Origin of the sequence: Faucicola mancuniensis (assembly GCF_046523945.1) — a bacterium.
In the GTDB taxonomy this organism is placed as follows: domain Bacteria; phylum Pseudomonadota; class Gammaproteobacteria; order Pseudomonadales; family Moraxellaceae; genus Faucicola; species Faucicola mancuniensis.
Genome location: NZ_CP171363.1, coordinates 1,605,042 through 1,629,284 on the forward strand (window position 1 = coordinate 1,605,042; position 24,243 = coordinate 1,629,284).

General features: G+C 40.5%; 26 protein-coding genes. 20 read left to right on the forward strand and 6 right to left on the reverse strand.

The genetic code is table 11. From position 1 onward, the window contains the following. The first annotated feature begins 147 nt into the window (after positions 1-147). Both ACGTJS_RS07880 and ACGTJS_RS07885 read left to right on the forward strand, forming a co-directional pair. Positions 148-1,458 carry an MFS transporter gene (locus ACGTJS_RS07880; RefSeq protein ID WP_410471673.1) on the forward strand — a complete coding sequence of 437 codons (1,311 nt, stop codon included), beginning with the start codon at positions 148-150 and terminating at the stop codon, positions 1,456-1,458. Positions 1,459-1,829: 371 nt separating this feature from the next. Next, on the forward strand, positions 1,830-2,870 hold the full coding sequence (locus tag ACGTJS_RS07885; RefSeq protein ID WP_410471674.1) for a D-alanyl-D-alanine carboxypeptidase family protein: 1,041 nt from the start codon (positions 1,830-1,832) through the stop codon (positions 2,868-2,870). 79 nt (positions 2,871-2,949) lie between these two features. On the opposite strand, the gene gdhA is transcribed toward ACGTJS_RS07885, so the two are convergent. After that, complete coding sequence (gdhA, locus tag ACGTJS_RS07890) at positions 2,950-4,281, reverse strand: NADP-specific glutamate dehydrogenase (protein ID WP_315043957.1); 1,332 nt, start codon at positions 4,279-4,281, stop codon at positions 2,950-2,952. Between the two features lie 160 nt (positions 4,282-4,441). Between gdhA and ACGTJS_RS07895 the strand changes: the two genes are divergently transcribed. After that, positions 4,442-5,262 (forward strand): IS5 family transposase gene (locus ACGTJS_RS07895; protein WP_410471675.1). Its coding sequence is split into 2 segments (ribosomal slippage): positions 4,442-4,826 and positions 4,826-5,262, totalling 822 coding nucleotides; the frame shifts between segments, so codons are not numbered across the junction. 84 nt (positions 5,263-5,346) lie between these two features. On the opposite strand, the gene ACGTJS_RS07900 is transcribed toward ACGTJS_RS07895, so the two are convergent. Together ACGTJS_RS07900 and ACGTJS_RS07905 are read right to left on the reverse strand one after the other, a co-directional pair. Further along, complete coding sequence (locus ACGTJS_RS07900; protein WP_315043955.1) at positions 5,347-6,996, reverse strand: sensor histidine kinase; 1,650 nt, start codon at positions 6,994-6,996, stop codon at positions 5,347-5,349. A 25-nt stretch (positions 6,997-7,021) separates the two neighbouring features. Beyond that, positions 7,022-7,654, reverse strand: coding sequence for a response regulator (locus ACGTJS_RS07905; protein ID WP_315043961.1), 633 nt, complete (start codon positions 7,652-7,654; stop codon positions 7,022-7,024). Between the two features lie 155 nt (positions 7,655-7,809). Between ACGTJS_RS07905 and ACGTJS_RS07910 the strand changes: the two genes are divergently transcribed. From ACGTJS_RS07910 to ACGTJS_RS07960, 11 genes are all read left to right on the forward strand, one after another. Then, a complete protein-coding gene (locus ACGTJS_RS07910; RefSeq protein ID WP_410471676.1) occupies positions 7,810-8,403 on the forward strand; it encodes a 6-pyruvoyl trahydropterin synthase family protein in 594 nt (197 codons plus the stop codon). Next, positions 8,400-8,840 carry a tRNA (adenosine(37)-N6)-threonylcarbamoyltransferase complex ATPase subunit type 1 TsaE gene (gene tsaE / locus ACGTJS_RS07915; protein WP_410471677.1) on the forward strand — a complete coding sequence of 147 codons (441 nt, stop codon included), beginning with the start codon at positions 8,400-8,402 and terminating at the stop codon, positions 8,838-8,840. The genes ACGTJS_RS07910 and tsaE overlap by 4 nt, the downstream gene beginning before the upstream one ends. Further along, positions 8,833-10,320, forward strand: coding sequence for a DNA mismatch repair endonuclease MutL (mutL, locus tag ACGTJS_RS07920; RefSeq protein ID WP_315043621.1), 1,488 nt, complete (start codon positions 8,833-8,835; stop codon positions 10,318-10,320). The genes tsaE and mutL overlap by 8 nt, the downstream gene beginning before the upstream one ends. Before the next feature lie 66 nt (positions 10,321-10,386). Next, the gene (gene miaA, locus ACGTJS_RS07925) at positions 10,387-11,346 is read left to right on the forward strand and encodes a tRNA (adenosine(37)-N6)-dimethylallyltransferase MiaA (protein WP_315043618.1); all 960 of its coding nucleotides are present in this window, start codon (positions 10,387-10,389) and stop codon (positions 11,344-11,346) included. A 132-nt stretch (positions 11,347-11,478) separates the two neighbouring features. Beyond that, complete coding sequence (gene hfq, locus ACGTJS_RS07930; RefSeq protein ID WP_410471678.1) at positions 11,479-12,057, forward strand: RNA chaperone Hfq; 579 nt, start codon at positions 11,479-11,481, stop codon at positions 12,055-12,057. Between the two features lie 179 nt (positions 12,058-12,236). Further along, positions 12,237-13,211 carry a KpsF/GutQ family sugar-phosphate isomerase gene (locus tag ACGTJS_RS07935; RefSeq protein ID WP_315043614.1) on the forward strand — a complete coding sequence of 325 codons (975 nt, stop codon included), beginning with the start codon at positions 12,237-12,239 and terminating at the stop codon, positions 13,209-13,211. A gap of 54 nt (positions 13,212-13,265) precedes the next feature. Then, positions 13,266-13,787: an HAD-IIIA family hydrolase gene (locus ACGTJS_RS07940; RefSeq protein ID WP_315043612.1), complete on the forward strand. Its 522-nt coding sequence runs from the start codon at positions 13,266-13,268 to the stop codon at positions 13,785-13,787. A gap of 20 nt (positions 13,788-13,807) precedes the next feature. Continuing rightward, positions 13,808-14,368, forward strand: coding sequence for an LPS export ABC transporter periplasmic protein LptC (lptC, locus tag ACGTJS_RS07945; protein WP_315043610.1), 561 nt, complete (start codon positions 13,808-13,810; stop codon positions 14,366-14,368). Between the two features lie 106 nt (positions 14,369-14,474). Further along, positions 14,475-14,999: a lipopolysaccharide transport periplasmic protein LptA gene (gene lptA, locus ACGTJS_RS07950; protein WP_410471679.1), complete on the forward strand. Its 525-nt coding sequence runs from the start codon at positions 14,475-14,477 to the stop codon at positions 14,997-14,999. Beyond that, complete coding sequence (gene lptB / locus ACGTJS_RS07955) at positions 14,999-15,724, forward strand: LPS export ABC transporter ATP-binding protein (protein WP_315043606.1); 726 nt, start codon at positions 14,999-15,001, stop codon at positions 15,722-15,724. Before lptA ends, lptB begins: the two co-directional genes overlap by 1 nt. 13 nt (positions 15,725-15,737) lie before the next feature. Further along, positions 15,738-16,172: a PACE efflux transporter gene (locus ACGTJS_RS07960; RefSeq protein WP_410471680.1), complete on the forward strand. Its 435-nt coding sequence runs from the start codon at positions 15,738-15,740 to the stop codon at positions 16,170-16,172. 55 nt (positions 16,173-16,227) lie between these two features. Here ACGTJS_RS07960 and ACGTJS_RS07965 read toward each other — a convergent pair whose 3' ends face one another. Further along, on the reverse strand, positions 16,228-16,503 hold the full coding sequence (locus ACGTJS_RS07965) for a hypothetical protein (RefSeq protein WP_410471681.1): 276 nt from the start codon (positions 16,501-16,503) through the stop codon (positions 16,228-16,230). Between the two features lie 118 nt (positions 16,504-16,621). On the opposite strand from ACGTJS_RS07965, the gene radA reads away from it, so the two are divergent. Continuing rightward, entirely contained in the window at positions 16,622-18,025 is a 1,404-nt protein-coding gene (radA, locus tag ACGTJS_RS07970) for a DNA repair protein RadA (protein WP_410471682.1), read from the forward strand. 90 nt (positions 18,026-18,115) lie between these two features. Further along, entirely contained in the window at positions 18,116-18,298 is a 183-nt protein-coding gene (locus tag ACGTJS_RS07975; RefSeq protein ID WP_315044053.1) for a hypothetical protein, read from the forward strand. 95 nt (positions 18,299-18,393) lie between these two features. Here the strand turns inward: ACGTJS_RS07975 and ACGTJS_RS07980 are convergent, their stop codons facing one another. Continuing rightward, positions 18,394-19,914 (reverse strand): catalase, encoded by a 1,521-nt coding sequence (locus ACGTJS_RS07980; protein ID WP_410471683.1) that lies wholly within the window; start codon positions 19,912-19,914, stop codon positions 18,394-18,396. Between the two features lie 154 nt (positions 19,915-20,068). Then, positions 20,069-20,935, reverse strand: coding sequence for an MBL fold metallo-hydrolase (locus tag ACGTJS_RS07985; RefSeq protein ID WP_410471684.1), 867 nt, complete (start codon positions 20,933-20,935; stop codon positions 20,069-20,071). Positions 20,936-21,123: 188 nt separating this feature from the next. Between ACGTJS_RS07985 and ACGTJS_RS07990 the strand changes: the two genes are divergently transcribed. The 4 genes from ACGTJS_RS07990 to ACGTJS_RS08005 all read left to right on the forward strand — a co-directional run bounded on the left by ACGTJS_RS07990 (position 21,124) and on the right by ACGTJS_RS08005 (position 24,127). Next, positions 21,124-21,432, forward strand: a complete 309-nt coding sequence (locus ACGTJS_RS07990; RefSeq protein WP_410473247.1) for a metalloregulator ArsR/SmtB family transcription factor — start codon at positions 21,124-21,126, stop codon at positions 21,430-21,432. Between the two features lie 94 nt (positions 21,433-21,526). Beyond that, positions 21,527-21,952, forward strand: coding sequence for a YeeE/YedE family protein (locus tag ACGTJS_RS07995; RefSeq protein ID WP_410471685.1), 426 nt, complete (start codon positions 21,527-21,529; stop codon positions 21,950-21,952). 24 nt (positions 21,953-21,976) lie between these two features. After that, positions 21,977-22,414, forward strand: a complete 438-nt coding sequence (locus tag ACGTJS_RS08000) for a DUF6691 family protein (protein WP_410471686.1) — start codon at positions 21,977-21,979, stop codon at positions 22,412-22,414. A gap of 27 nt (positions 22,415-22,441) precedes the next feature. Next, positions 22,442-24,127: a SulP family inorganic anion transporter gene (locus tag ACGTJS_RS08005; protein WP_410471687.1), complete on the forward strand. Its 1,686-nt coding sequence runs from the start codon at positions 22,442-22,444 to the stop codon at positions 24,125-24,127. Positions 24,128-24,243 lie beyond the last annotated feature (116 nt).

A 24,243-nucleotide genomic window follows, 5' to 3' on the forward strand; every position in this document is an offset into this window, starting at 1 on the left:
TTATATTTTCAACATCACCAAAATGTTTATTACAAAAATATGACATTGTATCTAATTATTTTATAAGCAGTTTGTTTATAATTGTGTGTTATTTTTTTTGTTTTGTTAATTTTCATTAAATGTTTGTTAAGGTGATGTATGCCTTTTATGTCGGATACAACCGAAGAGTTGCGAGTGTTAAACGCCAAAGAACAACAGATTATTTTGTTGGTTGCATTGGCAGAATTCTTTACTTGTTTTAATTTTGTGGTGTATTTTTCGTTTAATGATGCGATTGTTCATGCGTTTTTCCCAAAAGATTTAGATGATGAGTTAAAACAGCTCGGATTTTTGGCATTGGTGTTTATTGGCTATGTTTCTCGTCCGTTGGGTGGTATGATATTTGCCGATAGTGCTGATAGGTTTGGCAGAAAAAAAGTGATGTTGTATAGCCTTGCGACAGTGGCTTTGATGACACTTGTTATTGGACTTTTGCCGACTTATCAGATGATAGGGTCGTGGGCGGTGTTGTTACTCGTGGTAGTGCGATTATTACAAGGCGTGGGAATAGGGGCGGAAGTGCCGATTTCTTGGGTGTATGTGATTGAACAAGTACCACGTTGGCATATTGGTTGGGCAAGTAGTTTGATTATTACCAGTTTAATTTTGCCTGTTTTATTTGCCAATCTGATAAGTGCGACTTTGTCCGAGATGTTGACGGTAGATGAGATGATGCAGTTTGGTTGGCGGATTCCATTGATTTTGGGGGCGATTTGTTCATTTATTACCATTTTATTGCGATATCGTTTGGTAGAAACGCCTATTTGGAAAAATGCCAAACAAAAGGGTGAGATTTTAACAACTTTGCCAATAAAACGGGTGTTTAAAAAATACCGTTATGGTTTTGTCATTACTTTTTTGTTGTCGTGGTTCACATCAAGCGTGTATTTAATCGTATTTTTGCTATTGCCAGATATCGCTGTGCAGTATTTTGATGTGGACAGTAGTGAGATAGCGATTGCCAATAATGTGGCGATTTTGTTTGCCAGTTTGGGGGCGTTGGTATTTGGTTATTGTGCTGATAGATTTAATCTGGGGCGAGTATTTGGTACGGGTTGTATTTGTTTGGGCATTAGCAGTTTTTTATTTTTTTACCATTTGGGCAAAGATAGTGATTTTTTGTTGTTGTATTATGTGATTTTTGGTTTTTTTAGTGGGGTCATTGGCATGGTGCCGAGTGTTTGTGTGCGTCTGTTTCATGTCAAAGTGCGTTGCTCAGGCTTGATTTTGGGCTATAACTTGGCGTACGCCATCACAGGGGCATCGCTACCCTTTTTCTTGACTTTGATATCGCCACAACTGGCATTAGCACCAGCATTATATTTGGTATTTGTTTGTGTTTGTGGTATTTTATTGTCCATTTTATTAGCAAATTTAAATGGCTTGTACCGTGTGGAAAAGATACAAAATACCAATTAATTGTTTTGTTAAAAAGATATCTTAAAAAAATGTAACAGATTTGCTAAAAATTGTATAAAAAAATACCGTTTATCGGTTTTGTTTTGCTTTGTTGAGTTTGCCTCATTACAATAAAAAATGAAGTATCTCGCTTAACGTTTTTGCCAAAATTTATTAAAAAAACTTAAGATATTGATACTAAAAACTTATAAAAAGAACCTATCACACATTTTGTCAAACTTGGGTGTATGTTCTTTGTTTCGTCTTTAGGACCTGTATTCACAATATTACGCAGTAAACTTTTACAATTTTTAACAAACACTTTTTTGCAAAAACGTTATGAATACAGGTTCTTATTTTTTAACATACGGTTAACATACGGTGGTCAAGCCATGAAAAAGCTCTTAACAAGCAGTTTTGCATTCAGCGTACTTGCAGTCGCAAGTATACAAGGACATTCTGAATTAGCATTGCAATCAGGTCAAGCCAAAATCAGTTGGGGTAGTCAAGATAGCTTAAGCAAAGCCAAAGCGATTATGTATAATAATACCGATGTGAGTAGCAATACTCGCACCACGCAAACGGTCAGCGTCGCTCCACAAACCAATTATCAAAACAATTACCAAAATAGCTACTCAAATAATGCCAATAGTAACTGGTCAAATAGTAGCTATTATTATGCTAATTCAAAAGGTGCGTTGGTGGTTGATGCGTTGACAGGTCAGGTAATTTATGAAAAAAATGCCGATGTCGCACGTCCAATCGCTTCTATTAGTAAAGTGATGACGGCTTTGGTTGTGTCAGAGTCGGGTGCGAACATGAACGATATTGTTACCGTGGATTCGTTGGATTTTAAAACGCCAAAAAAATCAGGCAGTGACCGCCTAAAAGTCGGCGACCAAATGAACCGTGCCGAAATGCTACTGATGATGCTGATGAAATCAGAAAATCCAGCCGCCAAAGCATTGGCACGTACCGACCCATTGGGTTATGATGGTTTTATGGCAAAAATGAACCAAAAAGCCCGTGATTTGGGCATGACCCAAACCGTATTTTATGACCCATCGGGCTTGGACGCTCGCAATGTGTCTTCGCCACGAGATTTGGCGATTTTGGGACGTTTGGCATATCGTCATAATTTGATTAGCCAATTTTCTACCACGCCAAACCGTAATTTTGACGTGAACAATGTGTCATCAGGTTATCGTAGCATTTCAGCAAGAAGTACCAACTATATGGTGCGTGATGGTCTTTACAATATCGGTTTTTCAAAAACAGGTTTTATCCGTGAAGCGGGTAACTGTGTGATGTTTGAAACCAATGTTAATGGTCGCCCTTCTATCGTGGTATTGCTCGGTGCACCTGATTCAAAAACCCGTTGGGAAGATGCTGAAAATATTATTTCAAATTTGAGTATGCGTCGTTTTACCTAATTTTGCCAAATTTTTTGTTAAACTATAAAAAAGCCTTAAACACACGTTTAAGGCTTTTTTGATTGTATGATAAAAGGGCTTATAAAATACCATAATTAACCAATGAGTCAGCCACACGGCTAAAGCCTGCAATATTTGCACCTTTTTTGTAGTCAATTTTGCCATCGTCAGATGTGCCATATTCTACGCAAGCGTCATGGATATTTTTCATGATGTCTTGTAATTGTTTATCCAAAGTTTCAAAACTACTGTATTGGCGGACTGAGTTTTGCGACATTTCTAGTCCAGAGACAGCGACACCACCTGCGTTAGATGCTTTGCCTGGCGAGTAGATTATGTTGTTGTTTTGGAAAATGCTGATGGCATCAGCATCGCTTGGCATATTTGCCCCTTCGGCAACATATTTGACACCATTGTCTACCAGATTTTGGGCATCGGTGGCGTTGATTTCGTTTTGGGTGGCACAGGGTAGGGCGATATCGGCCTTGATTGCCCATGGGCGTTTGCCTTCTAGCCATTCACCACCAAATTTTTGGACATAATCTTTTAAAGGTTTTCGGCTGGCTTTTTGGGCGATGACCCAGTCAATTTTTTCTTGGCTAAAGCCTTCTGCATCATGCAATGTACCAACGGAGTCTGAGAGTGTAATCACTTTACCACCTAATTCTATCACTTTTTTGGCAGCGTAGCTTGCGACATTGCCCGCACCTGAAATCAGTACTTTTTTGTCGGTGATGGTGTCATTGGCGGTGTCTAGCATATTTTTTAAAAAGTACACCAAACCAAAGCCAGTCGCTTCGGTACGGATTAAACTACCACCATGCCCAACGCCTTTACCTGTCAATACGCCAGTGAATTCACGGCTCATATTTTTGTACATGGCAAACATATAGTTCACTTCACGTCCGCCCACGCCGATATCACCCGCTGGTATGTCCATATCTGCACCGACATAAGGGGCTAACTCACGCATAAAAGCGTAACAAAAACGGCGAATTTCGTTGTCTGATTTACCTTTTGGGTCAAAGTCAGAGCCACCTTTTGCACCGCCCATTGGCAATCCTGTCAACGCATTTTTAAAAATCTGTTCAAATCCCAAAAATTTTAACACTGATGGGCTAACCGTTGGGTGAAAACGTATGCCACCTTTATAAGGTCCTAACGCATTGTTAAACTGCACACGCCAGCCACGATTCACTTGAATATTGCCTTTGTCATCTTCCCAGTTGATACGGAATGAAAACATACGGTCAGGCTCGGTAACACGTCCCAAAATATCCAAATCTTGATAAGTTTGGTTGTCATCATACATAGGTGCGATGTCTTCTAATAATTCTTCAACCGCTTGGATAAATTCGGGTTCATGTGGATATTTTTGTTTGAGATCTTGTAAAATTTGATTGCTTTTCATAGCATCGTCCTTTTTGTGAAAACGTTTTCAATAAAACGTTGGGGTTGATAAAAAATTGTAAATATTTTTTTACTTTAAAAATGGCATTCTGAATAGACCTCTTTCCAAACCTTAATAGTGATTTGGTATAATACTGATTTTTAGAAAAAACAGCAAAAGCATGATACCCGAACAAGCAGAAAAACTCAGTGACGCACAATTTAAACGCTACTTTGGCATCCAAAGAAGTACCTATACTCATATACTCACCATACTACAAGAAGCATACAACGAACAACACAAAAAAGGTGGCAGGAAAAATGAAATCAGCCTAGAAAACAAGCTCATGCTGACTTTGAGTTACTACCGAGAATATCGCACCCAATTTCACCTAGGGCAAGACTTTGGTATCAGTGAAAGTGCTGTCTGTAAAACCATCAAATGGGTAGAAAGCATACTGATAGCCCACAAAGACTTTGCCCTACCTAGCAAAAAGGCTTTATGGCAAGACCCAAACCTTGAAACCGTACTGATAGACGCAACCGAAGTACCTTGTGAGCGACCCAAAAAAAGCAACGCAGGCAATACTCAGGTAAAAAGAAACACCACACCTTAAAAGCACAAATCGTTGTCGATAAAAACAGCAAAAAAATACTTTGTACCCATTTTAGCAAAGGTAAAACCCATGACTTTAAACTTTACCAATACTCAAAAATGCGTATAAAGCCTAGTATCTTAATCCAAGTAGATTCGGGCTATCAAGGCATACACAAACACCATGCCAATAGCAAATTCCCAAAAAAGAAAACCAAGCTTAATCCACTATCTAAAGTTGACAAACAAGCCAATCGAGAATTAGCTTCTGAACGGGTAACCAATGAACATGTTATCGGCAAAATCAAACGTTTTAAAATCCTAGCCTGTCGTTATCGTAATCGCAGAAAACGCTTTGGCTTAAGGGTTAATTTGATTTGTGCCATTTATAATTTCGAGTTGGGTTAGTTTGGAAAGAGGTCTAATATATCAATTAAATGAATAAGTTGCAAATTGTTATTTGTAAATTTTCTTTAACGTTGGCATTTTGTGCTATGCCAAATGTTGGCTAAAAAGTGAGCGGATAAATTTTTTATCACAACTAATCCGAAAACACGTGTTTTCATGCTCTGGAATATATTGTAAATCAGCATGATTGGCTTGGCAAAAGGCTTGAGAAAGGTACAATCCCAATCCCGTCCCCTCATGGTCGGTGGTAAAAAATGGGTTAAATAAACTGCTGATATCCTCAGGTTTTACGCCTGCTCCTGTGTCAATGACATCAATGTACACAAATTTGCTGTCTTCATAAACTTCTAAGGTAACAAAGGCATGAGGGTGGGATTTACTGCTAAATCTTAAACCATTGTTGATTAAATTGATTAACACTTGTTCAAGTTGATAATGGTCAAACAAAAATCCGCTGTCTGTATGACAATGTAAAAAAACATCATGACCGCTAAAACTTTCTTTAATAAAAATAGGTAGCCATGTTCTGGGTTCTATATAAATTTGGTTGGGTTTTTGTTGGCGAGAGAGTTTTAAAACATCTTCAATGATTTGATTCACTCGTTGTGTTTGTCGATAAATCATGTCGTATAACATTACATCTTCTTCGGATAATGACGAATTGTCGTACATGGCTTCTTCTTTTAACAACTGGCTGGCTTGGCTGATTGACGCTAACGGATTGCGAATTTCGTGGGCAATACTGGCACTTAATTGCCCCAATGAAGCGAGTTTTAACTGCTGGGCGTGGCTTTGTTCTCGGCGTAAATCTTCTACCAAAATCAACGCATATTGATTATCCAATTGGGTAATGCGTAGCCGATAATCAGTAAAACTGTGCATTTTTTGGTCGGTGCTATGATTGATTTGCCGATAAATGGTACTGCTCTCATCATCTTTGATAAGTGGCTCAAGCACGGCTGATAGGGCTGGCGAGATGTCTTTTAAACAAAAATTGCTGATATTTGTTGGCAAATGTAGCTGATTGATAACCGTATCATTGGCAACAATGATTTCTAAATTATGTGAAATGACAATCACGCCTTGCTCAATGATTTGCACGATTTTTTTGTTAATGGCATTGACCGCATCGGCTTCACGCAGGTGTTTTTCATTCAAAGCTTCAATGTGTCGCACACGTTTTGACAAAGCATCACTCAAATAACCCACAATGATAAAACTGGCAATCACAATCCCCGTATTGCTCAACGCATTATAACTAAACGCATTTTTTAACGGCTGATAAAACTCTTGATACATCACAAGGCTAATGGCAAATACCGTTAACAAAATCGCTTGGCTATTGCGTAACAGCATAAACGAACACGCCACGTGTACAAAAAATAACAAAATAATCTGCACATTATTGCCACCGCTAAAATACAGCATTAACGACAAAGCCAGCACATCAATGGTCAAACTAAACATCAATAACAAATTGCGTGGATAATAATAATACGCAATCAGCATACCAATCGCAAAAAAAACATAAATAAAAGTCGGCAAAAAATTGGTAATTACCATCAAGTCTTGATTGCTTTTTTGGATAGCCACCAAAAAATTCATGCTAAAAAATACCGCAATGATAATGCGATAAAAACCATAAATCATACCAAGCCGTTTTTGCTTATTTTTTTGGATATCGTTATCAAAAATGGATAAAAAAATCGGATTGGTAATCATGTATTTTTTCACTTTTCTGTCATCTTTTGTTTAAAAACTAAGGTTGGATTAACCCATGTCGCATGGCAAGGTGGGTGAGTTTGACATCGCTATCAATATTTAATTTTTCAAAAATGCGATAACGATAAGTGTTCACCGTTTTGACACTCACGAATAATTGGTCAGCAATCTGTTGTGGGCTTTGGCAATTAACCACCATCATCGCCACTTGCATTTCTCGCTCGCTTAACTGTTCAAAAGGTGATTCGGACTTTTCCGACAGCATATCGGCAAGCTGTTCGGCAACGTCCGCACTAAAATAACGACCGCCTTGAGCGATTTTTTTGATGCCTTTTATCATCTCGTCAAGTGGTGTGCCTTTGGTGATGTAGCCATTTACGCCAGCCTTTATCAGCATGGACGGATATGGCTCTTTGACAAGGGAACTGACTGCCAAAATTTTGGTGTTTTTGTCGTTTTGCAACAACCGTTTGGTAACTTCTAGTCCACCTGTGTTTGGCATATTGACATCTAATAAAATCACGTCTGGTTTTAGCTGTTTGGCAAGCAAAATTGCCGTTTCGCCATTGTCCGCTTCGCCCACCACGCTGATATCTGGGCTGTCGGCTAACATACGAGTGATACCCATTCGCACCAAATCGTGGTCATCTACCACCAATACACTAATCATCATTCGCTCTTTTGTTGTTAAAAACCTTATATTAGCATAAATTTCGCTGTTTAAAAAATCAAAGTCAATATTCACAAAAAAAATCACAGGAAAAATAGCTGATTTTGTCAAAAGGCTTTATAATAACACCAACCTTTTAAAAATTGAAAAAAACCATGCGAATTAGAAAACTATTTAAATTTGAAAACGCCCACATCGTGCGAAACTGTAGCTCCGACCGTTGTAAATATTCCATTCACGGACACAGCTACCAAGTTGAATTAATCCTTGAAGCCCACCGCCTAGACCACGGACAGATGGTGTATGATTTTGGGCTGTTAAAATCGTCTATCAAGGATATTATTGACAGTTTTGACCATGCGATTTGTTTTTGGGATAAAGATGACACCGATTATATTGACGCTTGCAAAAAATTTAGTCAGCGTTGGATTAGCTTGCCTGTGTCGCCGTCTGCTGAGCAGTTTAGCCGTGTGGTGTTTTTTTGGGTAAGAGAAATTTTAAAACAAACCCAAATGCAAAATGGCGAAACCGATGTCAAGGTGTATTCGGTCATTGCTCACGAAACGGCAACAGGCTATGCTCAATGTTTTGAAGAAGATGTGTTAAATGTACAAATGGGCGAGTTAAAATTGGAAGATTTTGCTTTTAGCGAACAAGTCAAAAATGAATGGAGCGACCCAAAAATGTATGATAAATTAATTAATGGGGAAAAGTTTGTTAATCCAACGGTGAAGTTGCAAGTTAAATGAAAAAAATAACCCTAAAATCCGAAACTGACACCCAAGCCCTAGCCAATGAGCTTGCCAACATGAATCTGACAGGTAGCGTTTGGCTATCGGGCGATTTGGGGGCGGGCAAGACGACTTTGACACGCTATTGGCTACAAGCAATGGGGCATAATGGTGCGGTGAAAAGTCCCACCTTTACCCTTGTTGAGCCGTATCGCATTACACAGACAGATGGCACAGTTAAGCCTGTGTATCATGCGGATTTGTATCGTTTAAACGACCCAGAAGAGTTGGAATTTATTGGGTTTTATGAGTATCAAGATGATCCGAATAGTTTGGTAATTATTGAATGGGCGAGTAGGGCAGAAGGCTATTTGACAAAACCAAATGTAACCATTGACATCAAACGCCTTGAAAATGATGATAGACTTGTTGAAATTGTTGAATTAAATGTCTAATCGTATCCACAAATTATCGCCACTTTTAATCAACCAAATCGCCGCTGGCGAAGTCGTTACACGCCCATCATCAGTCGTCAAAGAACTCATAGAAAACGCCATAGACGCACACGCCACCCACATTCGCATTGACATAGAACAAGGCGGACTCGGACTAATCCAAATCACCGACAACGGCAACGGCATTCACCCAGACGACATGATTTTGGCGGTAACACGCCACGCCACGAGCAAACTTGCCGATGTCGGACAGCTCACAGGCATTGACACGCTTGGCTTTCGTGGCGAAGCGTTGGCATCTATCTGTGCCGTATCGCATCTCACGCTTGCCACGAGCCACGACACATCAGGCATTGGGCGACAGCTCACCCTATCGGGCGATGACGCAAGCCACGCCGACATTCAGCCGATTGTCAAAACCAAAGGCACGACCGTCAGCGTCCGAGATTTGTATTTTAACGTCCCTGCAAGGCGAAATCATTTAAAAAGCATTCAAACAGAATTTAGTCATATTGAACAAATCGTCCAAAAAATCGCCATTAGTTTTGCCGATATTCATTTGGAATTGTATCATCAGAACAAATGTCGGCTAAATTTACCTTGTCAAAAAAACGACAATTTACACCGATTAGAAACCGCTTTAAATCAAAATTTAAACCAACATTACGAGTTTTTTTTATCGTTTTCTAGTTTGTTAAATCAAAATATGGCAAACACGATTGAGCCGAAAGTGTCAGGTTTTTTATTCACGCCAAACGAGCAACAAAACCAACATTTACCAAAACTTATCTATATAAATCAAAGACTTGTAACCGATTTAGCCATTAGCCAAACCTTGCAAAAAGTCGCTCGTCAAGCAGGATTTGAGCAGTTGGGCTATGCGTTGTTTTTTCAATTACCGATTGAGTGGATTAATGTCAATATTCACCCAAGCAAACAAAACGTTAAAATTCAACAACTTGCCAATATTTTAAGCTATCTTAATCAAGCGTTACTTGAAAAATTAAAAACGATAAATCAGCCGATTTTGACAAATAAAACTGAAAATTTAGTTAAAAATAATCTAAAAGTTTCTGAAAAAATCGTTGATTATCAAGTAAATAATACAGAAAATTACCAAACAAATATTCATCAAATTGATAAAAAAAATACCAATGTTATTCAACATTTTACGCAAAATTTTGAAAAAAATCATGAAAATTTTGTCAAAAATACAATCAATTTACCGTTAATTCTTTCAATTATTGATAACAATAGTCAAAAAACATTGGCTATTCATTACAATGAAAGTTTGTTTTTGTTAAATATTAGCCAACAAAGTTTGTTAAATGGGATTTTGTTAAAAGCAGAAAATCCATTGCAAGCGATGAATGATTGGGTAAAAAGTGCATTTGTGCAAAATGGCAATATTGAACAAAAGTTAATCAATGATTGGCTAAAATCAGCAAAACAAATTCATTATGCGGATTTGATTTTATAAAAATGGCTTTTATGGTAAAATACCTAAAGTTCTTTTATTTTTTAAAGCGTAAACCAAAACTAAAAAATGCAATCCGTCATCTGTCTAATCGCTCCCACCGCTAGCGGAAAAACCGCACTCGCCTACGAACTCTACGACACAGGCAAATACCACCTAATTTCCGTTGATAGTGCCTTGATTTACCGAGATATGAACATCGGCACAGCCAAACCGACAAGCAAAGAATTAGTAAAATATCCGCACGCTTTGGTGAATATTATTAAACCAGACGAAACATATAGTGTAGCTACCTTTATCAATGACACCAAACGAGAAATAGATTTTGCCCATGCCAACGGCAAAATTCCGCTATTGGTCGGCGGTACGATGATGTATTACATGGCGATTTTGGACGGTATTAACGACATTCCTGCAACTTTGCCCGCCACTCGTGAAACCGTTAATCAGATGATAGCCACGCACGGTATTGAGCATTTGCACCAATATTTACACCAAATTGACCCAATTTTGGCACAAAAACTCAAACCCAACGACAGCCAACGTATCGGACGAGCGGTGGAAGTTTTTTTACAAACCAACAAACCGTTAAGCGAATGGCAAAATCAGCCGAACATTGCACTAGCGGACAATCCTGCTCAAAACTGGTCAATTTTTTGTGTCATGCCAGATAGAAATTGGCTACACGAACGCATTGATTTACGTTTGCAACAGATGTGGCAACAAGGCTTGGTGGAAGAAGTTATTTCTTTAAAAAATAATTATAATTTGCACGCTGATATGCCGTCCATGCGGTGCGTGGGCTATCGCCAAACGTGGGATTTTTTGGAAAAAATAACGAAAAACCCACAAATATCAATGCTTGAGGCTAGACAAGCCATGCAAAATGAGGCATTATATGCAACAAGGCAGTTAGCAAAACGCCAATATACATGGATGCGAAAGCTGTTAAGCACACAAAAAATCATTGAACGGCATAACGTACAACAATTTTTAAGCGTACAAGCATTAAAAAACCAACTCGTATAATATTTTACATTGACAAATGAATAAGAAATCGGCAAAATAAACTTTTTTTAATACAACTTTATAATTGATACATAAAAGTTTATTTTAGTATAACAATAATTTATCGTGATACACTTTTTGGGAGAAATCACCATGTCAAAAGGTCAAACCCTACAAGACCCATTCCTAAACTCATTACGCAAAGACCGTATTCCTGTATCTATTTTTTTGGTAAATGGTATCAAATTACAAGGTCAGATTGAGTCGTTTGACCAATATGTTGTGTTATTAAAAAATACAGTCAGCCAAATGGTCTACAAACACGCCATTTCTACCGTTGTCCCAGCTCGTAACCCACGCACCGCAACAGGCACACTACCAGCGACTGCAAACGGTACTTTTCCACAAGCTACTGGCATGGGTTTTGAGCGTCCAGCAGGCTTTGAGTCGCCACAATACGGCGGTGCAGGGCGTGGCTTTGGTACGGTTACTAGCCGAACGCCAAGTTTTGCCAATAACAACGAACGTGGTTTTGGTGAACGTACTGGTTTTGATAATGGATTTGATAACGACCAACAACGTGGTTTTGCAGGTGGTGCAGGCTTTGGCGGTGGTTTTGACCGTAGCGGTTTTAGTGAGCGTGGTTTTGACGCAGGCTTTGAAAATAAGGGCTTTGACAGTGAAACCGAAGGTTTTGATAACGACCAAAACGATGAAGAACAAAAATTTTAATATCAATCTGCTTGATAAAAAACCTGTCTTTTGGCAGGTTTTTTTATTTTGATAAACTTTGTCAAAAAATGATAAAATAACGCTTTGACATTTGATTGTTTGACAAATTACATACTGAATTGTCATAAAAATTAAAGTATGATAAACAGATTTTTAAAAAATAAATAAAAAGGTTTTTTATGACAACAACCGAACAAAACAGCTATTTACAAGACGCCATTAATGCCATTCGCACCGAACAGCAAGCCTTAGAGATTTTGATTAACGAGCTTGACGAGCGATTTATTACTGCTTGCCAACTGCTAGAAAACTGTCAAGGGCGGGTCGTGGTAACAGGCATGGGCAAGTCAGGGCATATCGGTCGCAAAATGGCGGCGACTTTTGCATCAACAGGTACGCCTTCGTTTTTTATGCACCCAGCAGAAGCAGGGCATGGCGACTTGGGTATGCTTGTCAAAGGCGATGTGCTAATCGCTATTTCAAACTCGGGGCAATCGGACGAAATCCGCCGTTTGTTGCCTGTTGTAGAAAAACTTAACATTCCGATGATTAGTATTAGTCGTGATAAACGTGGCTTTTTACCGCAATCGGCTACGGTTGCCTTGACGTTAGGGGCATCGGACGAAGCCTGTCCGCTTGGGCTTGCACCGACTTCTAGCACGACAGCAACTTTGGCATTGGGCGATGCGTTGGCGGTGGCGTTGGTGCATAGCAAAAACTTCACATCGGACGATTTTGCTTTGTCGCACCCTGCAGGGGCATTGGGCAAACGCCTTTTGACAAAGGTTTCGGACGTGATGCACAGTACCGATTTGCCGATTATTGCACAGACTGCCAACGTGGAACAAGCCTTGTTTAGCATGACGAGCGGACGGCTTGGCATGACGGTGATTGTCAATGGTGATAAGCAAGTGGTGGGCGTGTTTACCGATGGCGATTTACGCCGAGCATTGGCAAAAAACATTACGCTTAGCACCACGATTGACAGCGTGATGACCGAAAACCCAAAAACCATTGCCCAAGACGTGCGAGCATCGGACGCTTTAACAATAATGAATGAGAAAAAGGTCAATCAATTGTTGGTGTTAGATGATAAAAAACAGTTGGTCGGGATTATCAGTTTGCATGATTTGTTGCAAGCAGGTGTAAAATAATTAATTTGTTATTTTAATAAAACTAAATATTTTTAAAAATTTATCGGATTTTTTATGCAAAATTTATTAAATAAAGCCAAAAATATCAAAATGTTAGTGCTAGACGTGGACGGTATTTTATCTAACGGTCAAATTATCTATGATGCCAATGGCGTGGAAACCAAAGCCTTTAACGTGCAAGATGGTTTTGGCATTAAACGCTTGCAACAGTTTGGCATTGCCGTTGCCATTATCACAGGGCGAAAAAGCCAAATTGTCGCCAATCGTGCCAAAGAATTGGGCATTGAATTGTTGGTACAAGGGCGTGAAGATAAATTAGTTGTATTAAATGAATTGTTAAAAAATTCTGAACTAACGTTGGCGGAATGTGCTTATATGGGCGATGATTTGCCAGATGCCAGAGCCATTCAAGCCGTTGGTTTTTCTGCAACTGTGCCAAACGCTCACAGTGAAATCAAAAAAATCGCTGATATGATAACCACCAATGGCGGTGGCGATGGTGCGGTGCGAGAAGTGTGCGATATTTTGCTAAAAGCGACAGGCAATTATGATAAAATGTTGGCAAATTATTTGTAATTTTTTACAAGGGTAAACTTATGTCAAATAAAACCTTGTTTGTTTTTGGTTTGATTTGTATTGTCGTGGCTGGCTATTTTTATAAAAGTGGCGATAGTTCATTGACAAATATCAAGCTAAAAGCCTCTGATATTGACTATCAAGCGAGTAATATCAAGGCTTTGCAAACCGATGAAACAGGCAATGTGCATTACCAAATGACGGCAAAAGGCGTAACGCATTATCAAAAAGCCGGTTCAGCCGTGCTTGAAAGTCCGAATATTATTTTGCCAAATCACAACAACAAACAAATTACGCTAACAGCGGATAACGCCACGTTTGACGAAAATTCGCAAATCGCTCAATTAACCAATAATGTTAAAGTCGTGAGTAAATCTGTGCAAAATGACGACACCGCACCGATTGAATTTACCACAACGCAAATGGTTGGCGATTTAAAAAATAAAAAAATCATGAGCCAAAGTGTTGTCAAAGTCAATCAACAAGGCAACACCTTTGAAGCCCAAAGCATGTACGGCGATATGGCGACAGGCGATTATCAGTTTGAAAAAGTGGCGATGACGTTTTTGCCGAATAATTAGTTTTTTTTCTAATTTTTTTAGAAATTTTAATAATTTATTGTTGATTTAATGAGAGTAGGGGCGTATTGCATACGCCCAAATTATCAAATTTTTAAGGTTAATTTTTATGTTAAAACAGCCCCTTTCTTTGCAAAAATTAGCCGTTTTTGCGGTTTTATCAAGCGTAACTGTGGCAAGTTTTGCCTTACCGTCAGATGCCAACGAGCCAATCCGACTGCTTGCCGACAAAGCCACCTACAGCGAAAGCACAGGCAAAACCACCTATTCTGGCAACGTCAGCATCACGCAAGGCACGCTAAAAATGACAGCGTCAAATTTGACAGTAAATTTATCCAATGCCAAAGCAATTGATAGTGCAGTCGCCACAGGTAGCCCAGCGACTGTACAACAAATCGTTACCAAAGAAAAAGGTTTAGCAAAAGGGCAAGCCAATCGCATTGACTATAACGTCAAAACAGGCATTGTAACTTTGACAGGTAATGCCAAATTAACGCAAAACGGAGCGAGTTTTGCAGGGAATGTCATTCGTTATAGCCTAAAAGTGGGCGATGTGGAAGCGACTGCAGGCGGAAGTCAGCGAGTTGAGTTGGTATTCCCACCGCAAGCATCTAACCGTCAAGGGGTGCGTTAATGGCTCATCTTGTCATGCAACACCTTGCCAAACGCTACGGCAAACGTTGGGTCGTCAAAGACGTATCATTTTCGGTGGAACGAGGGCAAGTTGTCGGTATTTTAGGCCCGAATGGAGCGGGCAAAACCACGAGCTTTTATATGGTGGTCGGACTTGTCAATATGGACAAAGGCTCAATTCATCTAGGCGAGCAGGATATTTCATCGCTTGCCATGCACGAGCGAGCCAATGCAGGAATCGGCTATCTACCGCAAGAAGCGTCCATTTTTCGCAAACTTACCATTGAAGAAAATATTTTATCCATTTTGCAAACTCGCAAAGATTTGGATAAAAATGGACAAAAGCAAGCCCTTGAACAGTTAATGGCAGAATTTCACCTTGAACACGTCCGTCATTCACTTGGTATGAGCGTATCTGGGGGCGAACGCAGACGTTGTGAAATTGCTCGTTGCCTTGCCAGTAATCCAAAATTTATCTTGCTAGATGAGCCGTTTGCAGGGGTGGACCCGATTTCGGTTGGCGATATTAAAGACGTGATAACTACGCTAAAAAATCGTGGCATTGGCATACTGATTACCGACCATAATGTTCGAGAAACGTTGGCGATTTGTGAAAAAGCCTACATTGTGTCCGAAGGGGCGATTATTGCTGACGGCACGCCAGAGCATATTTTGGAACATGAACTGGTGCGAAAAGTATATTTGGGTGAAGATTTTAATATTTGATTTGAGCTGAACAATGACGACCAAAGAGCGGATTTTTCAAGCGATTTTATTTGAAGTGTTGGCGGTATTATTAACGTTAGGCTTGGTAAAAGTGTTAAGTCAATTTGGCTTGGGCGGACATGATGAACCGAGCAACCAAACGGTGCTAATGATGTTAATCGGCATTTCGTTAATGGCGATGTGTTGGACTTTTGTTTATAATTTGATTTTTGATAAGATTTTTACAGGCGATAAGTTGGCTCGTCCTGTGTGGTTGCGTGTTGTGCATATTGTGGTGTTTGAGCTTGGGCTGTTGTGTTTTACGTTACCGCTTGTGATGTGGGTTATGCAGATTGGTTTGTGGCAGGCGTTTTTGTTAGATATTTCTATGACTTTGCTTGTGTTGGTGTATGGGTTTGTTTTTTATTGGGTGTATGATGTGGTTGGAGCGAAGTTAAAAGTTAATTAATATATTCTAAAAAGTATGCCAATGATTTTTAGTATACTTTTTACTTAACTATCAATTATAATGGCGAAGAAAAAACACTACTAAAATTATCACATTCAGACAATATTTGAGTGTGTTGGTCTATTACATTGCCAGTTTTACTTTTAACAACAATAGTGGCAGACACTTTGTCTTCAAGCATAATTTTAGCACGAGCAATTTTTACATCTGGCATATCTTTTTGAAAAGCAACCAAATTTCTGCAAGGAATGTTTTTAATTTGTTTGTTTAATTCAACGAGTTGAGACGTGTTAAGTTGTCCGTTAGCAACCTCTGTCATGGTTAAAGTCATTTTTGTGTTTGGATAATTTTTTTCAAATTCAGCTTTTACAGGTGAGCCGTCAAATTATATGATATAACACAATTAGTACGTTTTAGAAATAATTTAGAAATATTTTTTAGGTTTAAAAATGGCAAAATCAAAATCAACTTACGTCTGCCAACAATGCGGAGCAAACTTTGGCAAATGGTCTGGACAATGTGCCGAATGTGGTGAATGGAACAGCTTAACCGAAGCCCCAACCATCACCATGCCCCCACACCTAAAAGCCAGCAAACCCAACCCAAAAGCCAAAAACTACGCAGGCGAACAATCAGCCGTTATTCCGCTGAACGCCGTGCAAGTATCACTTGACACACGCTTGCCGACAGGTATTAGCGAGTTTGACCGAGTGCTAGGCGGTGGCTTGGTCGCAGGCTCGGTTGTACTCATCGGTGGCGACCCCGGTATTGGCAAATCCACCATTTTGTTACAAACCGCCATTCACATGGCAAGCAACGACAACCTTGCAGGCAGTGCTTTGTACGTTACAGGTGAAGAAAGCCTATCGCAAGTCGCCATGCGAGCGAACCGCTTAGGCTTGCCAAGCGACCGCCTAAAGGTGCTGGCAGAAACCAATGTGGAAACCATTTGCCACGCCTTGACCCAAGAGCAACCTGCCATTGCGGTGATTGACTCAATCCAAACGCTGTTTACCGAAGCCATTCAATCTGCTCCCGGTGGCGTGAGCCAAATCCGAGAATCGGCAGCGATACTCACACGTTACGCCAAACAAACAGGCACGGCACTGTTTTTGGTCGGTCATGTTACCAAAGAAGGGGCATTGGCGGGTCCTCGTGTGCTAGAACACATGGTCGATACCGTACTGTATTTTGAAGGGCAGTCGGACAGCCGTTTTCGCATGATACGCGCGGTGAAAAACCGTTTTGGGGCGGTCAATGAACTCGGCATTTTTGCCATGACCGACACAGGACTAAAAGAAGTCGCCAACCCGTCCGCCATTTTTTTGAGCCGATATGACAAGCCGATTGCAGGGTCGGTCGTCATGGTCAGCCGTGAAGGTACTCGTCCGCTACTCGTGGAAGTGCAGGCACTCGTTGATGATGCACAAGGTCAGCCTAGACGTATGGCGATTGGCTTGGATTATCAACGCCTTGCGATGTTACTTGCCGTTATGCACCGTCATGGCGGTATTCACACCAATGGTCAAGACGTGTACGTTAATGTGGTGGGCGGTGTCAAAGTGTTAGAAACAGGCTCAGATTTGGCGGTTTTGCTTGCCTGTGCATCAAGCATTAAAGAAAAACCCTTACCAAATACATTAGCGGTTTTTGGGGAAGTTGGTTTATCTGGTGAAATCCGCCCCGTGCCAAATGGTCAAGAGCGTCTAAAAGAAGCGATAAAACACGGCTTTACACACGCCATTGTACCAAAAGCCAACGCCCCAAAAACCCAACTTGAACAGTTTAAAGGTTTAACGATTTTTGCGGTGGAACGGCTTGATGATGCGATTAGCAAGGCATTTGATTTGTGATGATTATTTATTTAAAAAAAATATTTACTTTTATGTTAAAAAACTTTTATAATAGTAAAACATTTTTTAACATTCACAAAAGGTATGAATATGAAACATTTAGTTTTAGTTGCCACGCTATTGATGTTAGCAGGTTGTAACACAATGACAAAAACGGCTGACAAAATCAGCGATAAACATAGCAGTTTTTCACAAAAAGAAAACACCATTTACCCAACAGTAGATGGTACAAAAGATGGCGAACCTGCTAATTTTGGCAAACAAGTATTTTAATTGATTTTTAAAAAATATTAAATTTAATAAAAAAGCCGTTTTGCAGAACAAAGCGGCTTTTTTATTTGGATTGTTATCCGATTATCAACAACTTTTTATAAAAAACTTGGCAAATGTCTAGCAGGGTCGGTTTCACGAGCTTTTTGGGCATCTTCCACCGTCATTCCTAACGCTTTTGCCACGCCTTCGCCGTATGCAGGATCGCATTTGACACAGTTACGGATATGGCGATATTTGATAAAGTCCAACGCATCGCCCATTGCACGAGCAGTATTGTCAAACAATGCCTGTTTTTGTTCATCATTCATCAAGTTAAACAAGGCTCTTGGTTGGCTAAAATAGTCGTTGTCATCTTCACGATAGTTCCAATGTGCCGCATCACCGTTGATTTTTAGCGGTGGCTCGGCAAATTGGGCTTGCTCTTGCCATTGTCCAAAGCTGTTTGGCTCATAATGCGGACGACCACCATAATTACCGTCCATGCGACCTTGTCCATCACGTTGGTTGCTGAACACAGGGCAACGAGCTTGATTGACAGGGATTTGATAATGGTTCACACCTAGGCGATAACGCTGTGCATCGGCATAGTTAAACAAACGAGCCTGCAACATACGGTCTGGCGATACGCTAATACCCGGAACTAGGTTACTTGGAGCAAAGGCAGATTGTTCCACATCGGCAAAGAAGTTTTCTGGGTTTTTATTCAGTTCAAATTCGCCAACTTCAATCAACGGAAATTGTTTTTTTGACCATACTTTTGTTAAGTCAAATGGGTGAAAATCCACCGTTTCGGCTTGTGCTTCAGGCATCACTTGAATGTACATTTTCCACTTTGGAAAATCGCCACGCTCAATCGCATCATACAAATCACGCTGATGACTTTCACGGTCTTTGCCGACCATCATCTCAGCTTCGGCATCGGTTAAGTTCTCAATACCTTGTTGGGTGCGAAAATGGAATTTGACCCAAAAACGCTCATTATTCGCATTGATAAAGCTATAAGTATGCGAACCAAAACCGTGCATATGTCGATAAGATTTTGGAATACCACGGTCGCTCATCACGATGGTCACTTGGTGAAAGGCTTCTGGCAACAGCGTCCAAAAATCCCAGTTATTGGTTGCAGAACGCATATTGGTGCGTGGGTCTCGCTTGACCGCTTTGTTCAAGTCAGGGAATTTGCGTGGGTCTCTTAGGAAAAACACAGGCGTATTGTTGCCGACCATATCCCAGTTGCCTTCTTCGGTATAAAATTTTAAGGCAAAACCACGAATATCACGCTCGGCATCAGCCGCACCACGCTCACCTGCAACGGTAGTAAAACGGGCGAACATTTCGGTTTTTTTGCCAATTTCGCTAAAAATTTTAGCTTTGGTGTACTGTGTGATGTCGTGCGTTACAGTAAATGTACCGAACGCCCCAGAACCTTTGGCGTGCATACGGCGTTCTGGAATCACTTCATGCACAAAGTCGGCAAGTTTTTCATTTAGCCACAAGTCTTGAGCCAGTAGCGGGCCTCTTGTTCCTGCGGTCAATGAGTTTTGGTTGTCGGCGACGGGGGCACCGTTGTTCATCGTTAAAGATGTATGGTCAAATGGGCATTTTTTTTCGCTCATGGGTTTTCCTTTTGATGGGTTTGATAATTGATAAAATCAATTGGTTTTTAAAAAATGATAAAATCATTTGCTTATTATCGCCAATTTTTATCATGAGTAAAATGATAAAAATTTAACATATCAATTAAAATTTTTAATCAATATAAAGAATAATTTAAAACATATTGAGCGGAATTTTTAGATAACGCACGCCGTTGTTTTCGGCGTTTGGCAATTCGCCTGCGTTGATGTTTACTTGTACTGAAGGCAAAATTAGGCGTGGCATGGGCAGGGTTTTATCTCGTGCGGTTCGCATTTTGACAAATTCGTCTTTGGCAATTGTTTGTTTGACATGAATATTGTGCTGTTTTTGTTTGGCAACGGTGCTGTACGCCATATAATCTCTACCATTTGGCGGATAGTCATGGCAAAAATACAACCGTGTTTCATCAGGTAACGCAAGCAAGCGTGCGATAGAATCGTACAAATCGCTGGCACTGCCATTGGGAAAATCACAACGTGCCGTCCCCACATCTGGTGCAAAAATGGTATCGCCCACGAATACCACGCTATTTTGCCCATCACTCGCTTGATACGCCATATCCGCAGGCGTGTGTCCCGGCACGTGCATGGCAGTAATCGTGGTGTTGCCCAAACTCAAAGCTGAGCCTTCTTCGGTCAATATATCAAACTGACTGGCATCGGTTTTAAAACTGATATCCAAATTAAAAATCGCTTTAAAAGTTTTTTGAACCGTATCAATGTGCTTGCCAATCACAATCTCACCGCCCAGTTTGGCTTTGATATAAGGGGCTGATGACAGATGGTCGGCGTGGGCGTGGGTTTCTATAATATAACGCACCGTTAGACCATGATTGTGAATAAAATCAATCACTTGGTCAGCACTGTGAGTCAAGGTACGACCCGATTTATAATCAAAATCCAACACAGGGTCAATCACCGCACACAGTTGGCTTGCCTTTTCCGCTAACACATGGGTAAAGGTTTCGGTATCTTTGTCCAAAAAAGAATGAATTTGCATAAAAATTGCCCTATTTAAAACCATTTATAAACATTATATAAAAATGTATAATAAAATACAATCCAAAACACCAAAAATAAAATATTATATTTTTAAATATATTCAAAACGGTTATAATATAAAACAACATTTGTAATTTTTATGGAAATGTCGCCATGCAAAACCAAACCAATCCCAAACTGCCCATCATGGACGCAACCATGCTAACGCAAATGAAAGCGTCCGCCAGCCAAGCCAGTCAGCTGTTAAAATCCTTATCGCACCCAGACCGCTTGATGCTATTGTGCCAACTCACGCAAGGCGAATTTTGTGTGGGCGAATTAGAGCAAAAAGTTGGATTGGGTCAGCCCAGTTTGTCGCAACAGCTGGGCATTTTACGCAAAGACGGACTAGTCAATGCTCGCCGTGATGGTAAACAGATTTATTATTCTATTGCCAATGATGATGCGTTGGCGGTTCTTGAGCTGTTGTATCAGCGGTTTTGTGCAGTTTGTTAAACTTTTATTGGCTAAAAATCTGTGATAAAATGTTTTGACCTTTTTGATTATATATTATATTATAATGTATAATATATTTTAAAAAAGGTCTTTTATGTTGAATCATGCTTTTATGTTCGCCTTTGTCGGTGGTTTGCTCATTGGTTTATCCGTTATGTTAATGTGGCTATTTTATGCCAAAATCACAGGCGTAAGTGGCATTGTGGCGAATTTATGGCGAATACGCTCGCCTGATTTTGGGTGGCAGTTGTGCTTTGTTGTAGGTGTATTGCTCTCGCCTTATTTGGCAAGCTATGTGATGAATTTACCAACGCTCAATTTATCAAATAATGGTTGGCTGTATGCGGTGGCAGGGCTGTTGGTAGGCGTTGGCACTCGGCTTGGCTCAGGGTGTACCAGTGGGCATGGTATCTGTGGTAATGCTCGTTTTTCGCCACGTTCGCTAGTGGCAACGCTGAGTTTTATGTTGGCAGGGTTTTTGACGGTGTATGTCGGACGGCATTGGCTCGGCTTGCTTTAACAGAATAAAATATAGGATAACATGATGAAAAAAACAGTTGCAAATGCGATAAGCCTAATCAGCGGTTTGATTTTTGGGCTTGGCTTAATCGTGAGCGATATGGCAAATCCGCTGACGGTGCAAAATTTTTTGGACGTGACAGGGGATTGGAATGCGGCGTTGCTTTTTGTCATGCTTGGGGCGTTAATCGTGGCAAGTATCGGATTTTGGCTAACCAAACACAAAAAACATAGTTTGCTAGGGCAAGATTTTCCGTCCATTAAACAAGGCTTGGATAAACGTTTGATAATTGGGTCTTTGATTTTTGGCATGGGGTGGGGGATTGCAGGGATTTGTCCTGCCCCTGCATTGGTATTGGTTGGTATGGGCGTTTGGCAAGCGATGGTATTTTTTGCGGTGATGTTTGTGGCGATGTTTTTGACTACAAAAATAGATAATGTTTTAACCAATAAAGCATTTTAACAAAGTTTGAAAATTAAAAAAAACTCAATGAAAACATTTTTCCCCTTACCCAACTGGCTAAAAACCTACCCAAAAGCCCACCTTAACCAAGACATTTTGGCAGGGCTGATTGTGGGCGTGATTGTCATTCCACAAAGTTTGGGCTATGCGATGCTCTCAGGCTTACCGCCTGTCTATGGGCTGTATAGTGCCATTGTCCCTGTGCTAGTCTATGCGTGGGTCGGCTCAAGCTCGGTCAATGCGGTCGGGCCTGTGGCGATTACCGCCATTATGACCGCTCAAGCCTTAGCACCGTTTGGCAATTTACCCCCAGATGATTATGCTCGTTTGGCAAGTTTATTGGCTCTGATGACAGGTACTTTTTTGTGGCTTGCCAGTTGGTTTCGCTTGGGCTGGATTACTCAGTTTATCAGTCGTGGGGTAACGGCAGGGTTTATCAGCGGTGCGGCCATTCTTATTTTTATTGGTCAAATAAAGTTTATCACCAATATTCCCATTACTGGCAACACGGTGCTTGCCAATGGCATATCTTTTGTTCGTCATTTATCTGATATACATTTGCCAACACTTATGGTGGGCGGATTGGCGTTTTTGCTGTTGTTTGGCAATCGCTATTATTTGGCAAAAATTTTACCGCCAAAATACCAATTTTTTAGCAAACTTATGCCATTAATGGTAATGATTGTTGCCATCATTGTCAGTCATTTTTGGCAGTTTGATAATTTACAGATTAAAATCATTGGCGACATTCCACAAGGTTTGCCCCAGTTTGTATTGCCGTTTTCTACCAGTTTTTTGCCAATGATTTTTCAATTGTTGCCTGCATCCGCTTTGATGGCGTTGGTGGCTTTTGTGTCAAGTGATGCGGTGGCGAGCAGTTTTGCCAGAAAACGCCAAGAGATTTTTTATTCTAATCAAGAATTAAAAGGCTTGGGGTTTGCCAATATCATTGGGGCGTTTTTTCAGTCGTTTACGGTGGTGGGCGGATTTTCTCGCACGGCGGTCAATGTGGACGCAGGGGCGACATCGCCTTTGGCAAGTGTGCTGTCGGTGGTGGTGATGGCGGTGTGCGTGCTGTGGTTTGCCCCATACCTTGCCCCTTTGCCCTACGCGGTTTTGGGGGCGAATATTATGGTGGCGATTGTCAGTCTCATTGATATGACCACCTTTAAAAAAGCCCTTGTCAGCGACCGATTGGACGCTTTGGCGTTTGCGGTGGCACTGATTGGCGTGTTGGTATTTGGGTTAAATATTGGCTTGGTGGTGGGGATTTTGGTGTCGTTTGCAGGACTGATTTGGCAGTCAAGTCGCCCACACATTGCCATCGTTGGACAAGTGGGCAATACGGGGCATTTTCGCAATATTCACCGTCATCAAGTCAATATTGATGAGCGTTTGTTAATCATTCGCATTGATGAAAGTTTGTTTTATGGCAATGCAGGGTCGGTGCGTGATTTTATTGGTAAGGCGGTGCAAAGCCGTGCCAATTGTCAAAATGTGGTGCTGATGCTCTCTGCGGTCAATCACATTGATTTGACAGGGCAAGAAATGCTCATCACCCTAAATCAAGAACTGGCACAACAAAATATTACTCTACATTTGTCCGAAGTCAAAGGCCCTGTGATGGATTTATTACAAAAAACCGATGTCATTAACACCTTATCTGGCAAGGTGTTTTTGAGTACGGTGGAGGCGGTGGATAAATTGGTGTAGGATTTGTTTATGCAATGTTTTTGGCGAAATTGCCGAAAAATTAACCGATGAAAATCCAAACAAACAAAACTTAGTCAAACAAGCCAACGAACGCATTTTACATGGTGCAAAAACTG

What these genes read in the sequence shown, in the direction of transcription:
- ACGTJS_RS07935 (WP_315043614.1), top strand. Translation starts at nt 12,237, where the DNA reads ATGACAACAACCGAACAAAACAGCTATTTACAAGACGCCATTAATGCC.
- ACGTJS_RS07990 (WP_410473247.1), top strand. Translation starts at nt 21,124, where the DNA reads ATGGACGCAACCATGCTAACGCAAATGAAAGCGTCCGCCAGCCAAGCC.
- mutL (WP_315043621.1), top strand. Translation starts at nt 8,833, where the DNA reads ATGTCTAATCGTATCCACAAATTATCGCCACTTTTAATCAACCAAATC.
- ACGTJS_RS07905 (WP_315043961.1), bottom strand. Translation starts at nt 7,654, where the DNA reads ATGATTAGTGTATTGGTGGTAGATGACCACGATTTGGTGCGAATGGGT.
- lptA (WP_410471679.1), top strand. Translation starts at nt 14,475, where the DNA reads ATGTTAAAACAGCCCCTTTCTTTGCAAAAATTAGCCGTTTTTGCGGTT.
- ACGTJS_RS07980 (WP_410471683.1), bottom strand. Translation starts at nt 19,914, where the DNA reads ATGAGCGAAAAAAAATGCCCATTTGACCATACATCTTTAACGATGAAC.
- ACGTJS_RS07965 (WP_410471681.1), bottom strand. Translation starts at nt 16,503, where the DNA reads ATGACTTTAACCATGACAGAGGTTGCTAACGGACAACTTAACACGTCT.
- ACGTJS_RS07940 (WP_315043612.1), top strand. Translation starts at nt 13,266, where the DNA reads ATGCAAAATTTATTAAATAAAGCCAAAAATATCAAAATGTTAGTGCTA.
- ACGTJS_RS07960 (WP_410471680.1), top strand. Translation starts at nt 15,738, where the DNA reads ATGACGACCAAAGAGCGGATTTTTCAAGCGATTTTATTTGAAGTGTTG.
- ACGTJS_RS07975 (WP_315044053.1), top strand. Translation starts at nt 18,116, where the DNA reads ATGAAACATTTAGTTTTAGTTGCCACGCTATTGATGTTAGCAGGTTGT.
- lptB (WP_315043606.1), top strand. Translation starts at nt 14,999, where the DNA reads ATGGCTCATCTTGTCATGCAACACCTTGCCAAACGCTACGGCAAACGT.
- lptC (WP_315043610.1), top strand. Translation starts at nt 13,808, where the DNA reads ATGTCAAATAAAACCTTGTTTGTTTTTGGTTTGATTTGTATTGTCGTG.
- radA (WP_410471682.1), top strand. Translation starts at nt 16,622, where the DNA reads ATGGCAAAATCAAAATCAACTTACGTCTGCCAACAATGCGGAGCAAAC.
- gdhA (WP_315043957.1), bottom strand. Translation starts at nt 4,281, where the DNA reads ATGAAAAGCAATCAAATTTTACAAGATCTCAAACAAAAATATCCACAT.
- ACGTJS_RS08000 (WP_410471686.1), top strand. Translation starts at nt 21,977, where the DNA reads ATGAAAAAAACAGTTGCAAATGCGATAAGCCTAATCAGCGGTTTGATT.
- ACGTJS_RS07880 (WP_410471673.1), top strand. Translation starts at nt 148, where the DNA reads ATGTCGGATACAACCGAAGAGTTGCGAGTGTTAAACGCCAAAGAACAA.
- ACGTJS_RS07995 (WP_410471685.1), top strand. Translation starts at nt 21,527, where the DNA reads ATGTTGAATCATGCTTTTATGTTCGCCTTTGTCGGTGGTTTGCTCATT.
- ACGTJS_RS07910 (WP_410471676.1), top strand. Translation starts at nt 7,810, where the DNA reads ATGCGAATTAGAAAACTATTTAAATTTGAAAACGCCCACATCGTGCGA.
- hfq (WP_410471678.1), top strand. Translation starts at nt 11,479, where the DNA reads ATGTCAAAAGGTCAAACCCTACAAGACCCATTCCTAAACTCATTACGC.
- ACGTJS_RS07985 (WP_410471684.1), bottom strand. Translation starts at nt 20,935, where the DNA reads ATGCAAATTCATTCTTTTTTGGACAAAGATACCGAAACCTTTACCCAT.
- miaA (WP_315043618.1), top strand. Translation starts at nt 10,387, where the DNA reads ATGCAATCCGTCATCTGTCTAATCGCTCCCACCGCTAGCGGAAAAACC.
- ACGTJS_RS07885 (WP_410471674.1), top strand. Translation starts at nt 1,830, where the DNA reads ATGAAAAAGCTCTTAACAAGCAGTTTTGCATTCAGCGTACTTGCAGTC.
- ACGTJS_RS08005 (WP_410471687.1), top strand. Translation starts at nt 22,442, where the DNA reads ATGAAAACATTTTTCCCCTTACCCAACTGGCTAAAAACCTACCCAAAA.
- tsaE (WP_410471677.1), top strand. Translation starts at nt 8,400, where the DNA reads ATGAAAAAAATAACCCTAAAATCCGAAACTGACACCCAAGCCCTAGCC.